We start from the raw sequence: 13,382 nt of genomic DNA, 5'->3' as shown, positions 1-13,382 counted from the left end.
GCAGAGCCTCGATGGCGGGTCCGGGCGACAACACGCGCAACAAGTCGAAGACGGGGTCTGAAGCCGACAGCTTCAAGCGTGCCGTCACCGTCTGCATGCGCGCCATCGCCGGCGACAAGGAGCTCGAAGTCGGTTTCGCCAAGGACCGCCCGGCGCTCGCCGGCAGCCGCGCCCGTCTGCCCGAACTGCCGAAGAAAGCGTCCAAGACAGACATCGCAATTACTCGTGGCCTGGGCGATTCCATGGCGCTGAAGCGCGCCTGCCACGATCAGCGTATCCACACCAAACTGGCGCCGGAAGGCAAGCTGGCGCGCTCGATCTATGACGCCGTGGAACAGGCCCGCGTCGAGGCGATCGGCAGCCGCGCCATGCAGGGCGTCGCCGACAATATCGGCTCCATGCTGGAGGACAAATACGCCAAGGCCAACCTTGTCGACGTCAAGGACAAGGCCGACGCGCCGATCGAGGAAGCGCTGGCGCTGATGGTGCGCGAGAAGCTGACCGGGCGGCCGATCCCGAAGAGCGGCGAGCGGCTGGTCGAACTCTGGCGGCCCTGGGTCGAGGAGAAGGCCAAGGCCGATCTCGACGGACTGTCGGCCAAGCTCGGCGACCAGCAGGCCTTCGCCCGCGTCGTGCGTGAGATGCTGGCGTCCATGGAGATGGCCGAGGAACTCGGCGACGATCAGGAGACCGAAGACTCCGAGGACAATGACGAGAACCAGCCGCAAGGCGAGGAGCAGAGCGAGGAGGGCGGCGAAGAGGATTCCGGCTCCGAGCAGTCGCAATCCGAGGATGCCGAGGCCTCGGCCGACGACGAACAGTCGTCCGAGACTGAGGCCTCCGACGCCACTGCCGACGATCTTTCCGACGATGACGATGCGGACGCCGAAACGCCGGGCGAGGCGCGCCGCAACGACAACCCGTTCGCCAACCTGCCGAAAGAGATCGACTACAAGGTTTTCACCACCGCCTTCGACGAGACCGTCGGTGCGGAAGAGCTGTGCGAGGAAGAAGAACTCGACCGGCTGCGCGCCTTCCTCGACAAGCAACTGGCCAATCTCTCCGGCGTCGTCGGACGGCTCGCCAACCGGCTGCAGCGCCGCCTGATGGCGCAGCAGAACCGTTCCTGGGATTTCGACCTCGAAGAGGGTTATCTCGATCCGGCACGCCTGGTTCGTGTCGTCATCGACCCGATGCAGCCGTTGTCGTTCAAGCAGGAGCGCGACACCAAATTCCGCGACACGGTGGTGACGCTGGTGCTCGACAATTCGGGCTCGATGCGCGGTCGGCCGATCACGGTTGCCGCCACCTGTGCCGACATTCTGGCGCGCACGCTGGAGCGCTGCGGCGTCTCGGTCGAGATCCTCGGCTTCACCACGCGGGCGTGGAAGGGCGGACAGGCTCGCGAGAAGTGGCTGAAGGACGGCAAGCCGCCGAACCCCGGCCGGCTCAACGATCTGCGCCACATCATCTACAAATCCGCCGATCATCCGTGGCGTCGCGCCCGGCGCAATCTCGGCCTGATGATGCGCGAGGGCCTGCTCAAGGAAAACATCGACGGCGAGGCGTTGTTATGGGCGCACAACCGGCTGATCGCCCGGCCCGAACAGCGCAAGATCCTGATGATGATCTCGGACGGCGCGCCGGTGGACGATTCGACGCTGTCGGTCAATCCTGGCAACTATCTCGAGCGGCATCTGCGCGCCGTCATCGAGCTGATCGAGACGCGCTCGCCGGTCGAGCTGCTGGCCATCGGCATCGGCCACGACGTTACCCGCTATTACAGGCGCGCCGTCACCATCGTCGATGCCGAGGAACTGGCCGGCGCCATGACCGAGCAGCTGGCCTCGCTGTTTGCCGAGGAAAACGTGCGCGATACACGCCGCGGCGGCTACCGGCGCGCTGGATGATTTTTTTGCGCGGCGGGTTTCGGCAGATGCTCTTCGCGGTCACTGCCTTGTTCGGCATGGCGTTTGCGCCGGCCATCGCCGCCGGCCCAAGCGCGGTCGAGCCGGTCGAAGTCTCGGCGCGGCCGATCACCACCTTCAATATCGGCAGCGCCGACAAGCAGTTTGGGCTGCTGGAATTCGTCGGCGGTCTTGAGATGAACTCGACGACGCGCGATTTCGGCGCGCTGTCGGCATTTCGGTTCGTCAAACCCGGCAGCGATTTCATCGGCGTCGCCGATACGGGCTTCTGGTTCTTCGGCTCTATCACCCATGATGCCGACAAGCGGCCGTCCGGCATCCAGAATTTCCGCATGCAGCAGATGGTCGATGAGAAGGGCCGGCCGATCGACAGGAAATGGGAAGTCGATGCCGAGGGCCTTGCAGTCAAGGACGGCATCGCCACCGTCGGCTTCGAGCGCGATCACCGCGTCGCCCAGTTCAAGATCGACCCCAGCAACATGACGGCGCCGTTCAAGCAACTGAACTTTCTGGTTCCAGCCCGCGAACTGCGACAGAACCGCGGTTTCGAGACCGTCACCCACGCCAATCCCAACGGCCAGCACGAGGGCGGCCTCGTCGTGGTCTCGGAAAAGAGCTTGGACAAGGCTGGCAACATCTATGCCGCCATCATCGAAGGGCCGCACAAGGGCGTCTTCACGGTCAAGCGCAACGGCGATTTCGGCATCACCGACGGCGCTTTCCTGCCGGATGGCGATCTCTTGCTGCTGGAGCGCAGTTTCTCGATGGCCGGCGGTGTCAGGATGCGGCTGCGACGCATCTATGGCGAAAGCGTCGAGAAGGGCGCGGTTGCCGACGGGCCGGTGCTGATGGAAGCCGATATGGGCTACCAGATCGACAATATGGAAGGGCTCGACGTCTGGACCCGCGATGACGGAGCGCTGATGGTGTCGCTGATCTCGGACGACAACCATTCGATCCTGCAGCGCAACCTCTATCTGGAATTCATCCTGCACCAGGATTGAGAGCCCTAAGGCTTGGTGGCGATCCAGATGACGTGGCGCGCGCCGCGCTTGCCATTGGCGCGCGTCTTCACCTCGTCCACGACAAAGCCCGCCTGCTTGAGCCTAAGTGTGAAGCCGGCATCGGGGCCTTGCGACCAAACAGCCAGCACGCCCCCGGGCCTGAGCGCTGCACGCGCCGCGCCGAGGCCGGCAGCGCCATAGAGGGCGTCGTTGCCCTTGTAGACGATGCCTTCGGGGCCATTGTCGACATCGAGCAGGATGGCGTCCCAGGCTGCCTTGTCGGATCTTATGATGTGCCCGGCGTCGGCTTCGCGAACCGTCACACGGGGATCGTCGAGACAGCCGGCGAAGACCGCCTCCATGGGGCCGCGCGCCCAGGCGATGACGGCGGGGACAAGCTCGGCAACGGTGATGCCTGCGTCGGCGCCCATTTGGGCAAGCGCAGCGCGCAGCGTAAAACCCATGCCGAGGCCGCCGATCAGGATTTTCGGTTGGGCGCGGCCGCCGATCTTTTCACAGGAGAGCTTGGCCAGCGCTTCCTCGGAGCCGCTGAGGCGGCTGTTCATCAGCTCATTGGTGCCGAGCATGATCGAGAATTCGCTGCCGCGCTGCTTGAGGCGCAGTTCCTGTCCGCCGTCAGGCGTTTTGGCCGAGCCGAGCTGGACCCAGGGAATCACGGCCTAGACAGCCACGGCCGGCTGGCTCCAGTGGGCGGCGAGCAGCCGGTAGGGGATCAGGGCCACAACAGCGATGATCAGCTTCACCGAGAGGTCGCCCAGCGCCCAGGAGACCCAGCGCATGGTCTCGACCGGCAGCACGCCCATCAGCGGCGCCGTCTCCAGCGCAAAGCTGTCGTTCGGGCCGGCAAAAGCGAAGGCGGCCGAAAAGGCGATGCTGAAGAACACCAGGGTGTCGAACACCGAGCCGACCAGCGTGCCGACGATCGGCGCGCGCCACCAGCTCTGCCGGCGCAACCGGTTGAACACGGTGACGTCGAGCAATTGCGCGCAAAGGAAGGCCGCGCCGGAAGCTGCGGCGATGCGCACCAGCCGGTCGGCTGATGTCTCGAACTCGATCAGGCCGTGGCGAAACAGGAAGGGCGGGACGAGGATCGAGCAGACCACAGCGGTCATGAAGCCGACAAGGACGATGCGGCGCGCCACGGTCGGCCCGTAGCGGCGGTTGGCAAGGTCGGTGACCAGGAAGGAGAAGGGATAGGTGAAGGCGCCCCAGGTCAGGATGTCGCCCAGCGACAGACCGCCGGCCTGGCCCTGCATCGGGAACTGCACGAGGATGTTCGATGCCACGACGACAAGCGCCATGGTGGCCACAAAGGGCAGATATCGCGAGAAGGAAGTCATTTTTTTATCCTGGGTAATGGAACCAGCCAGGCGCTAGCCGAAGTTCGGGTCGCGCTGCCTTGCAAGTTTTGAGCATCGGATTGCTCCGATGCTGCTGCCTTAGAAGTTTTGAGCATCGGATTGCTCCGATGCTCAGGGCGGTCGTCCCCCGCCTTGATATCGTTAAGCGGCGGGCTGGTCGGCCAGCTTCTTGGCGATCTGCTTCTTCAACAGGCGCGCGCGCTGCGACAGTTCCTTGGCGTCGGCCTTGGCCAGGAAGGCGTCGAGGCCGCCGCGATGCTCGACCGAACGCAGCGCGTTGGCCGAAATGCGCAGGCGCACATTCTGGTTCAGCGCTTCCGAAATCAGCGTCACATTGACGAGGTTCGGCAGGAAGCGGCGCTTGGTCTTGTTGTTGGCGTGGCTCACATTGTTGCCGGTCTGGACTGCCTTGGCAGTGAGTTCGCAAGTGCGGGACATGGTTCTAACCTTCAGTTCTGTCTAAGCCTGCCAAACCTTGTTCGCCCGCGCCGGGTGGCGCGCGGTTTCAGTCAGGCGGCCTTATGGAAAAGTTGGCGTTCCTTAGTTGCATTTCGCCAATGCGTCAAGCTCCGGCTTGCCCACGACTGTGACGGGCGTTTCACATAAAGGCCGAAATTCAGCCTATAAGCGGTCGGACAGGGACATTTCAAGCCGGAGTCGCCCGCCTCCGGTTAAAAAATCAAGGACCGAGCCCGCCATGCTTCGCCCGTCACATGCCGTTGTCGCCATACTTGTCGCCGCCTTGCCGACATCAATCCTTGCCGCCGCGCCCGCAGCCACCGCACAGTCCTTCAAGGGCGAATACACGGTGTCGTTCCTCGGCCTTTCCGTGGCCAAGGCGACATTTTCCAGCCACTACGAAGGCGATAGCTATTCCATAGAGGGCACCGTCTCCAGCGCTGGTCTCGCCACCTTGTTCGACGACACGAGCGGCACGATCTCGTCAAAGGGCAAGATCCTGGGCAAGCAGATGCAGCCGCAGGTATTTCGCGCCGATTATAAGTCCGGCAAGAAGGCTTCCATGGTCGATATCCGCTTTGCCAATGGCGCGGTGACCGCCACCCAGGTCATTCCCGAACCGAAAAAGCGCAATCCCAAAAACTGGATACCGCTGGGCAGCAACGATCTGGCATCTGTGCTCGATCCGATGGCGGCTACCGTTATCCATGCCGACAGCCTCGACCAGGTCTGCGGGCGCAAGGTGAAATTCTATGACGGCGAGATGCGCGCCGACCTGACGCTGACCTACGCCTCGAAAGGATCGATCTCGGTCAAGGGTTACAAGGGCGATACCGTCACCTGCAAGATGAGCTTCGAGCCGGTGGCAGGCTACCGCAAGGGCCGCAAGGCGCTGAATTACCTGAAGAAAAAGAGCCAGATGATGGTGACGTTTGCACCGCTCGGCCAAACCGGCATATATGCGCCGATCCACGCCACGGTCGGGACGCAGATCGGCACCTTGACTGTCAGCGCGGGGCGGTTCGAAGCAACTGAATAGACGCTCCCACCCGAATAGAAATGGGGCGCGTCGCCGGAGACGGGCATGGGGCGCGCAACACTGATCGGTTTCTCGGCGGTCGCCATGTGGGCGCTGCTGGCGTTGCTCACCGATGCGTCGGGCGCCGTGCCGCCATTCTTGCTCTCGGCCATCACCTTCACCATCGGCACCGCGGTCGGGCTGGTTGCCCGGCTGTTCATGCCGGCCACCGATAAAAGCCTGAAGATCCCACGCCAGGTCTGGGTGATCGGCATTGCCGGACTGTTCGGCTACCATTTCTTCTATTTCACCGCGCTGCGCAACGCGCCGGCGGTGGAGGCAAGCCTGATCGCCTATCTGTGGCCGCTGCTGATCGTGCTGGGATCAGCGCTGATGCCGGGCGAGAAGCTGGCCTGGAACCATGTCGTCGGCGCGCTGCTCGGGCTCGCCGGGACCGTGCTGATCGTCACCAAGGGTGGCGGCCTCGCCTTCGATGCTCGCTACACCTTCGGCTATGCGATGGCGGCCGTCTGTGCGCTGCTGTGGTCGTCCTATTCGCTGCTGTCGCGGCGCTTTCCGGCGGTGCCGACCTCGATTGTCACCTGGTTCTGCGCCGCCACGGCAGCCCTGTCTCTCGTCTGCCATCTTCTGCTGGAAAAGACGGTGCTGCCCGATGGTCCCGGCCAGTGGGTGGCGGTGCTTGGTTTGGGGTTGATGCCGGTGGGCGCGGCCTTCTACGCCTGGGATATCGGCGTAAAGCGCGGCAACATCCAGGTGCTCGGCGCGGCAAGCTATGCGGCGCCACTGCTGTCGACATTGGTGCTGATCGCGGCGGGCGTTGCCGAGCCGTCGCTGCGTATCCTGGCGGCCTGCGTGCTGATCACCGGCGGCGCGGCACTGGCGGCGAAATCGTTGTTCCTGCGCAAGGCGGCAACGGGTGGGGCAAGCGCATGACGATGCCGTTTGCCGGCGGCATCGACGCCAACGCCAATGCAACATTGATTTTTTCGCTGGTGGCGGCAGTGATCTACGCCTTCACCCTGGATATGCGGCCGACGCTGGCCCGCTCGGCGGCAAAGACGCTGGCCGTGGCCATGCTTGCGGCACTCGCCTTCATGCAAGGTGGGCCGCTGTTGCTCGTCGTCGCACTGCTGCTCAGCGGCGTCGGCGATGCCTTCCTGTCGCGTGACGGCGAAAAGGCCTTCCTCGGCGGGCTGGCCAGCTTCCTTGCGGCGCATGTCCTCTATGTGCCGCTCTTCCTGCGCAGCGGCGGCGGGCTGGATGTGCTCAGCACCGAGACATGGCGCGGCGCCATCGCGCTGGCCATGGCGGCCTTCGCAGTCGTCATGCTGGCAGCACTCTGGCGCCGTGTCAGTCCCGGCCTGCGGGTGCCGATCGCCGTCTATATCGCGGCCATTCTGGCGATGGGCATCTCGGCGTTGACGCTCGACAATCCGTGGGTCATCGGCGGCGCTGTTATGTTCATGGCATCGGACGGGCTGCTTGCCGCGGAGAAATTCCTGGTTCCGGCAATAGCACCCTATCGCGCCGGCATCCGTTATGCGGTCTGGGTGCTGTACTACGCCGCCCAGCTCTGCATAACTCTTGGTTTTCTTTTGGCCTAAGGCTGCCAGCCCGGCTCGGCCATTTCAAACGCGGCGAAGTCGAAGCCCGGCGCCACGGTGCAGCCGACCAACGTCCATTCGCCGAGGCTGCGCGCTGATTGCCACCAGCCGGCCGGCACAACGATCTGCGGCCGCTCGCCCGCCGCAAGTTCAATGCCGAGCACCTGCTCGATCACCTGGTTTACCTTTGGACTGCCTTCCTCGCACGTCGACAGCGCCAGCGGCGCCCCGGCATGGAAATGCCAGACCTCGGCCGCGTCCTTGACCCGGTGCCAGGCCGAAATCTGGTCCTGTTCAAGGAGGAAATAGATCGCCGTCGAATGGCCACGCGCGCCACCGGCGCCGTCGCGAAAGGTCTCGGCATACCAGCCGCCTTCCGGATGCGGCTTGAGGCCAAGCATGGCGATGATTTCAGCGGCGCTGGTCATGGCTGATCCCGGAACGATGCTCAGAAATTGTCCTTGCGCTTGCGGATTTCCGCGAACACTTCGGCGTCGGAGGCCTCCTCCATACCGAGATGCTTGCGGATCGCCGGGTCGTGCCAGCGCAGGAACGGATTGGTTGACAATTCCTCGCCGATCGTGGTCGGCAGCGTCGCCTTGTTGTCGGCGCGCAGGGTCTCGATCTTGGCGGCACGTTCTTTCAGCGCCGAATTGGTCGGGTCGACGGTCAAAGCAAAGCGGGCGTTCGAAAGCGTATACTCATGGCCGCAATAGATGACCGTGTCCGCCGGGAGTGCGGCGAGCTTCTTCAGCGACTCATACATCACCGGCGGCTTGCATTCGAACAGCCGGCCGCAGCCGAGCGCGAACAAAGTGTCGGCGGTGAACGCCACTTTCGAGGCCGGAAAATGATAGGAGACATGGCCCGCAGTGTGGCCGGGCGTGGCGATGACATCGATCCGCTCGCCGCCGAGATGGACGACCGAGCCTTGCCCGACGGTCTTGTCGATGCCGGGGATCTTTTCCTTTTCAGCCTCCGGTCCGACGATGCGCAGCTTGAAGCGCTCCTTCAGCGCCAGATTGGCCTCGACATGGTCGACATGGTGGTGGGTGGTCAGGATCATCGTCGGCTTCCAGCCGGTACGCTCGATCGCGGCAATGATCGGCGCTTCTTCGGGCGCGTCGATAATGGCGGTCTCGCCGCTTTTCGGGTCATGCACCAGCACGCCGAAATTGTCGCTGCGGCACATGAACTGTTCGATTTCGACGGGCATTGGCATCTCTCCATCTGTTGGCGCAGACATAGGGCGCTTGGCCGCCGATGTCACTCTAGCTTTGCAGAACGTGCCGGCTTTGTTGAACTTGGGCGGCATCGCAGCTACCGTCCCGCGCATGCATTCCGATATCGTCGATCTCCGCTCCTTCTATTCGACCACGCTCGGCCGCCTGGCTGAACGCTCGATCACCATGGCGCTGTCCTCAATATGGGCAACAGTGCCCAATGAGCGGCTGGTCGGGCTCGGCTATACCTTGCCGTGGCTGGAGCGGTTCGGCACCGATGCCGAGCGGGTGTTTGCCTTCATGCCTGCTACGCAAGGCGCCGTCGTCTGGCCGGCGAACGGGCCGACGGCTACGGCGCTGGTCTTCGACGAGGAATTGCCGCTGGTCGATTCCTGCATCGACCGCATGCTGCTCGTGCATTCGCTCGAACATGTCGAAAACCCGCGCGAGACGCTGAACGAGATCTGGCGGGTGCTGTCGCCGGCAGGGCGCGTCGTCATCGTCGTGCCCAACCGGCGCGGTGTCTGGGCGCGGTTCGAGCACACGCCGTTCGGCAGCGGCCGGCCGTTCTCGCGCGGCCAGCTGACAGAATTGCTGCGCGAGGCGAATTTCACACCGGCTTCCTGGTCCGACGCGCTGTTCTTCCCGCCATCGCCGCGGCGCTTCATGATTCGGTTCCACAATGTGCTGGAGCGCGCCGGCCGGCGGTTCTGGCCGATCTTTTCCGGCGTCATCGTGGTCGAGGCGCAGAAGCGGCTCTATCAGGGCGTGCCGGTCGCGCAGCGCGCTTCGCGCCGTGTCTTCGTGCCGGTGCTGTCGCCGCACGGCGCCACCCGGCTTGGCCGCCGGGCGGAAGGGGTGACATCGACGACGCGTCAGGTGACACCTTCGTGATCGTCATGAAAACTGGTGTTGCGTGGGTTTTTCCCACCTATCTGTCGCAGATGCATTCGCGGTCCGTTTGAGCGGCGGATGCCTTCAAGTATCTCCATCTGGTTTCAGCAACGCTTCTGAACGCAAGGACCTCGTGCATGGCTGATCAACCGGACAAGTCCGCCACCGCTCAGCCGGTAACCGTCGAAGCCAGCAGCCTGCGCGATCAGGTGGCGACGATCAAACGGGCGCTGATAGGCTCACCGGTGCGCAAGTGGCTGGTCTGGACGTCGGTCGGCATTATGGCGGTCATCGTCGCGACGTCGATCGGCCAGGTTCTGCTCAACCGCTGGAACCAGCCTTTCTACGATGCGCTGGCGCGTCGCGACATGGCGGCCTTCCTGCATCAGCTGATGATCTTTGCCGTGATTGCCGGCACGCTGCTGCTGCTCAACATCGCTCAGACCTGGCTCAACCAGATGATCCGGCTGAAGCTGCGCGAGGCGCTGACGCTCGACCTGATCGACCAATGGATGCGGCCGGCGCGGGCCTTCCGGCTCGCCAATGCCGGCGCCATCGGCGTCAATCCCGACCAGCGCATGCAGCAGGATGCTGCGCATCTGTCCGATCTGTCGACGGACCTCGGCGTCGGCCTGCTGCAATCCTTCATCCTGCTGGTGTCGTTCGTCGGCGTGCTTTGGCAACTCTCGTCGGGCTTCGTCTTCCACATCAACGGCTGGTCGCTGGCGATACCGGGCTACATGGTCTGGGCCGCGTTCCTCTATGCCGGCATCGCCTCCTGGCTGAGCTGGCTGGTCGGGCGGCCGCTGATCCGCCTCAACAGCGACCGCTACACCCGCGAGGCCGAGCTGCGTTCCTCGATGGTGCGCGTCAACGAGAATGTCGACGCCATCGCGCTCTATCACGGCGAAGCCGATGCCAAGAGACGGCTCGAAATCGACCTTGGCACGGTGCTGGGCGCGATGCGAAACATCTACAAAGCGCAGATCAACCTGTCCTGGGTGACCGATACCTATGGCTGGATCACCGTGGTGGCGCCGATCCTTGTGGCATCGCCGGTCTATTTTTCAGGCGATATCAGCTTTGGCGGGTTGATGATGGCGGTCGGCGCCTTCAACCAGGTGCACTCGTCGCTGCGCTGGTTCATCAACAATATCGGCGGCATCGCCGACTGGCGCGCCACGCTGATGCGCGTTGCCGACTTCCGCATTGCGCTCGATGAAACCGATGTGCTGCACGACAAGGAAAAGCGCATCGAATTCGGCGATAACGCCAATGGCAGCCTGACCTTCGAGAAGCTCCAAGTGGCCTCGCCGGAGGGCTGCACCAAACTTTCAGACAGCCATGTCGAGATCCATCCCGGTGAGCGCGTCATGATCACCGGCGACCCAGGCGCCGGCAAGACATTGTTCTTCCGCGCCATTGCCGGCCTTTGGCCCTGGGGCAGCGGGCGGATCGGCTTGCCGGCCGGAGAAACGCCGATTTTCGTGCCGCGTGTTCCGTATTTTCCTGCCGGCACGTTACGCGAAGTGCTGCATCCGAATGGCTCGGCGCCGGCTGGCGATGCTGATTTTGGGGCGGTGCTGGCCGAGGTCGGCCTCGAGCGGCTGTCATCCTCGCTCGACCGTTCCGCACGCTGGGAGCGTGAACTCAACGATGACGAACAGCGGTCGCTGGCCTTCGCTAGGCTGGCCTTGCGGCAGCCGAAATGGGTGATCATCGACGAAGCGATGGACGCGTTCGATGGTCCTTCGCTGCGAAGGGTGCTGTCCATGCTGGAGAAACGCCTGCCGGAAACCGCGATCCTCAACATCGGGCGCGGACTGCACAATGGTCATTTCTTTCCACGCGCATTGAACATCGTGAAGGATACGGGTGCTGCGCCACTGAAACCCGCCCGAGTCAGGACCGGCGCCATCGACCCGCCGCCGAAAGCGGCCGTGGGGCGAAAGGAGTAGAAGGGGCTTTATTTCGCCGCGATCGCGGCGAAGATTCACGGGTCGAAACATCCGTGGTGCGGCCATGCTCGATGCGCTCAGCCTGCTTGCCTGCCTTGCCTGCACCACGCCCGTGGCTGCCCCGGCCGTTGCCGTGGATGTCGAACTGGTGCTGGCCGTCGACATCTCACAGTCGATGGACGAGAGGGAGTTCGCGCTGCAGCGCGCTGGCTATGTCGAGGCGCTCAGGCATCCCGATTTCATCAAGGCCGTGCGCTCGGGAACCACCGGGCGCATCGCGCTTTCCTATTTCGAATGGGCGGGCGTCGTGCGCGAGGATGGCGTCATCGCCTGGCAGGTGATCGACAGCGCAGAGAGCGCCAGCGCCTTCGCCGACAGAATAGAAGCGCGGCCGTTCCGCAGCTTTCGCGGCACCTCGATTTCCGGTGCGCTTGCCTTCGGCGCCGGGCTGTTCGAGGGCACGGGGTTCGATGCGCCACGCAGCGTCATCGACATTTCCGGCGACGGTCCCAACAACACCGGGCCGCCCGTCGCCACGACACGCGATGCCGCTGTAGCCAAGGGTATTGTCATCAACGGCCTGCCGATCCTGATCAGCCCGTCGCCGACCTTCAGCCATCTCGACCAGTATTATGACGAGTGCGTCACCGGTGGGCCCGGCTCCTTCGTGTTGCCGATCTATGCGGCCTCGGAGTTCGCCACCGCCATACGCCGCAAGCTGATCCTGGAGGTGAGCGGCATCGCCGATGCGACCGTGGTCCCGATCGATGCGGCCGCACCCATGGACTGCCTACAGGGCGAACGCGACCGGCGGCTATATTCCGACCCATATCTGCCGGAACTCGACAAATGAGGTTTGAGGCAGTTCGGAGGGGAAAGCCGCTGCGCGGCTTGCCGGCAAACTTCAGGCCGGCCGTGCACCGTATTTGTCGCGAAATTCGGCATAGAGATCGCGGCGCCAGCGCCGGCCGCCGACATAGCCACGCAACAGCTGCGGCAGCGAATAGCCAAGCGCCTTCGACGACCGGTTGGCCATATAGCCGGAGAACGCCTGCGAAACCCTGCCCTTGAGCGCATCGGCGATGAGCTGCCGGGCGATCATGTAAGGCGGAATGTAGGGGTAGCGGTCGGCGATATAGGGGTGCTTGTCGATCAAGCTCGCATAGGCTTCGACATAGCCGTCCCGGCGACCGGAGATCGAATTCTCCGAGTTGTACTTTTTCCAGTCGATCACTTCGGACAGCTGCGCGCCGCTGCGACGGGCAAAGCGCAGCAACAATTCGCGATCCTGCATGCGCGTGACGTCACTGTCGTAGCCGCCGATGGCCAGCAGCGACTCGCGCCGGGCGGTGATTGCCGACCCGGCAATGAAGATGGTCTGCGCGACAAGGGCCCGCTCCAGCGAGCCGCGGCTCAGCAGCGCCTCGCGGTTGACGCAGTTGGTGCGGCGATTGCCCTTCAGCGACACGAAGGAACTGATCAGCACTTCGAGCGAGGGATTGTTGTCGAACTGCTCCAGCGTCCGCGCCAGGCGATCCGGCAAATAGACGTCGTCGGAATCGAGGAATGTCACCACCGGCGCCTGCGCCCGCTCGATGCCGGCATTGCGGGCGGCATTGGCGCCGCGCCATTTCGAGCCAACATAGATCAGCCGTGGATCGCGGATTTCGGCAAGTGCGGCTGCCGTACCGTCGGTCGAGCCGTCATCGACGACAATGTGTTCGAACCGGGGAAAATTCTGCGCCAGCACGCTCTCCACGGCGCGCACCACCTTGCTGCGGCGATTGTGCGTCGGTGTGATCACCGAGATCAGCGGAGCGAGGTCGGTTGCCTTGGACATGTTGCTTCGATTGTGCCCCGAAATGCCTGGAGGCCGGAGGTTTTGATGGTC

The 13,382-nt window shown here is 63.8% G+C and carries 14 protein-coding genes; 8 read left to right on the top strand and 6 right to left on the bottom strand.

Annotation, left to right across the window (positions count from 1 at the left end):
* The first annotated feature begins 11 nt into the window (after positions 1-11).
* Positions 12-1,910: a cobaltochelatase subunit CobT gene (cobT, locus tag X771_RS160350; RefSeq protein ID WP_023685363.1), complete on the top strand. Its 1,899-nt coding sequence runs from the start codon at positions 12-14 to the stop codon at positions 1,908-1,910.
* Positions 1,907-2,932: an esterase-like activity of phytase family protein gene (locus X771_RS160355; RefSeq protein WP_023686730.1), complete on the top strand. Its 1,026-nt coding sequence runs from the start codon at positions 1,907-1,909 to the stop codon at positions 2,930-2,932. The genes cobT and X771_RS160355 overlap by 4 nt, the downstream gene beginning before the upstream one ends.
* Positions 2,933-2,937: 5 nt before the next feature.
* On the opposite strand, the gene X771_RS160360 is transcribed toward X771_RS160355, so the two are convergent.
* The 3 genes from X771_RS160360 to rpmB all read right to left on the bottom strand — a co-directional run bounded on the left by X771_RS160360 (position 2,938) and on the right by rpmB (position 4,752).
* Positions 2,938-3,609 carry a spermidine synthase gene (locus tag X771_RS160360; RefSeq protein WP_023686729.1) on the bottom strand — a complete coding sequence of 224 codons (672 nt, stop codon included), beginning with the start codon at positions 3,607-3,609 and terminating at the stop codon, positions 2,938-2,940.
* Positions 3,610-3,612: 3 nt separating this feature from the next.
* Positions 3,613-4,293 carry a queuosine precursor transporter gene (locus tag X771_RS160365; RefSeq protein WP_023686728.1) on the bottom strand — a complete coding sequence of 227 codons (681 nt, stop codon included), beginning with the start codon at positions 4,291-4,293 and terminating at the stop codon, positions 3,613-3,615.
* A gap of 162 nt (positions 4,294-4,455) precedes the next feature.
* Positions 4,456-4,752, bottom strand: coding sequence for a 50S ribosomal protein L28 (gene rpmB, locus X771_RS160370; protein ID WP_023670682.1), 297 nt, complete (start codon positions 4,750-4,752; stop codon positions 4,456-4,458).
* Positions 4,753-5,011: 259 nt separating this feature from the next.
* Here rpmB and X771_RS160375 point away from each other — a divergent pair, with 259 nt between their 5' ends.
* The 3 genes from X771_RS160375 to X771_RS160385 are packed head-to-tail and all read left to right on the top strand — an operon-like array spanning position 5,012 to position 7,416.
* Positions 5,012-5,812, top strand: coding sequence for a DUF3108 domain-containing protein (locus X771_RS160375; RefSeq protein WP_023686727.1), 801 nt, complete (start codon positions 5,012-5,014; stop codon positions 5,810-5,812).
* Positions 5,813-5,857: 45 nt separating this feature from the next.
* Positions 5,858-6,745, top strand: a complete 888-nt coding sequence (locus tag X771_RS160380; RefSeq protein WP_023686726.1) for an EamA family transporter — start codon at positions 5,858-5,860, stop codon at positions 6,743-6,745.
* Positions 6,742-7,416: a lysoplasmalogenase gene (locus tag X771_RS160385; protein ID WP_023686725.1), complete on the top strand. Its 675-nt coding sequence runs from the start codon at positions 6,742-6,744 to the stop codon at positions 7,414-7,416. Before X771_RS160380 ends, X771_RS160385 begins: the two co-directional genes overlap by 4 nt.
* On the opposite strand, the gene X771_RS160390 is transcribed toward X771_RS160385, so the two are convergent.
* Complete coding sequence (locus tag X771_RS160390) at positions 7,413-7,844, bottom strand: cupin domain-containing protein (RefSeq protein ID WP_023686724.1); 432 nt, start codon at positions 7,842-7,844, stop codon at positions 7,413-7,415. The genes X771_RS160385 and X771_RS160390 overlap by 4 nt on opposite strands.
* Before the next feature lie 20 nt (positions 7,845-7,864).
* Positions 7,865-8,632, bottom strand: a complete 768-nt coding sequence (gloB, locus tag X771_RS160395; protein ID WP_023686723.1) for a hydroxyacylglutathione hydrolase — start codon at positions 8,630-8,632, stop codon at positions 7,865-7,867.
* Positions 8,633-8,750: 118 nt separating this feature from the next.
* Here gloB and X771_RS160400 point away from each other — a divergent pair, with 118 nt between their 5' ends.
* From X771_RS160400 to X771_RS160410, 3 genes are all read left to right on the top strand, one after another.
* Positions 8,751-9,533 carry a methyltransferase domain-containing protein gene (locus X771_RS160400; RefSeq protein WP_023686722.1) on the top strand — a complete coding sequence of 261 codons (783 nt, stop codon included), beginning with the start codon at positions 8,751-8,753 and terminating at the stop codon, positions 9,531-9,533.
* 137 nt (positions 9,534-9,670) lie between these two features.
* Positions 9,671-11,491, top strand: a complete 1,821-nt coding sequence (locus X771_RS160405) for an ABC transporter ATP-binding protein/permease (RefSeq protein WP_023686721.1) — start codon at positions 9,671-9,673, stop codon at positions 11,489-11,491.
* Between the two features lie 64 nt (positions 11,492-11,555).
* Positions 11,556-12,344 (top strand): DUF1194 domain-containing protein, encoded by a 789-nt coding sequence (locus tag X771_RS160410; protein WP_023686720.1) that lies wholly within the window; start codon positions 11,556-11,558, stop codon positions 12,342-12,344.
* 51 nt (positions 12,345-12,395) lie between these two features.
* On the opposite strand, the gene X771_RS160415 is transcribed toward X771_RS160410, so the two are convergent.
* Entirely contained in the window at positions 12,396-13,331 is a 936-nt protein-coding gene (locus tag X771_RS160415) for a glycosyltransferase family 2 protein (RefSeq protein WP_023686719.1), read from the bottom strand.
* Positions 13,332-13,382 lie beyond the last annotated feature (51 nt).

This window comes from Mesorhizobium sp. LSJC269B00 (genome assembly GCF_000502815.1).
Taxonomy (GTDB): domain Bacteria; phylum Pseudomonadota; class Alphaproteobacteria; order Rhizobiales; family Rhizobiaceae; genus Mesorhizobium.
This window is presented reverse-complemented; position numbering and strand designations above follow the sequence as displayed.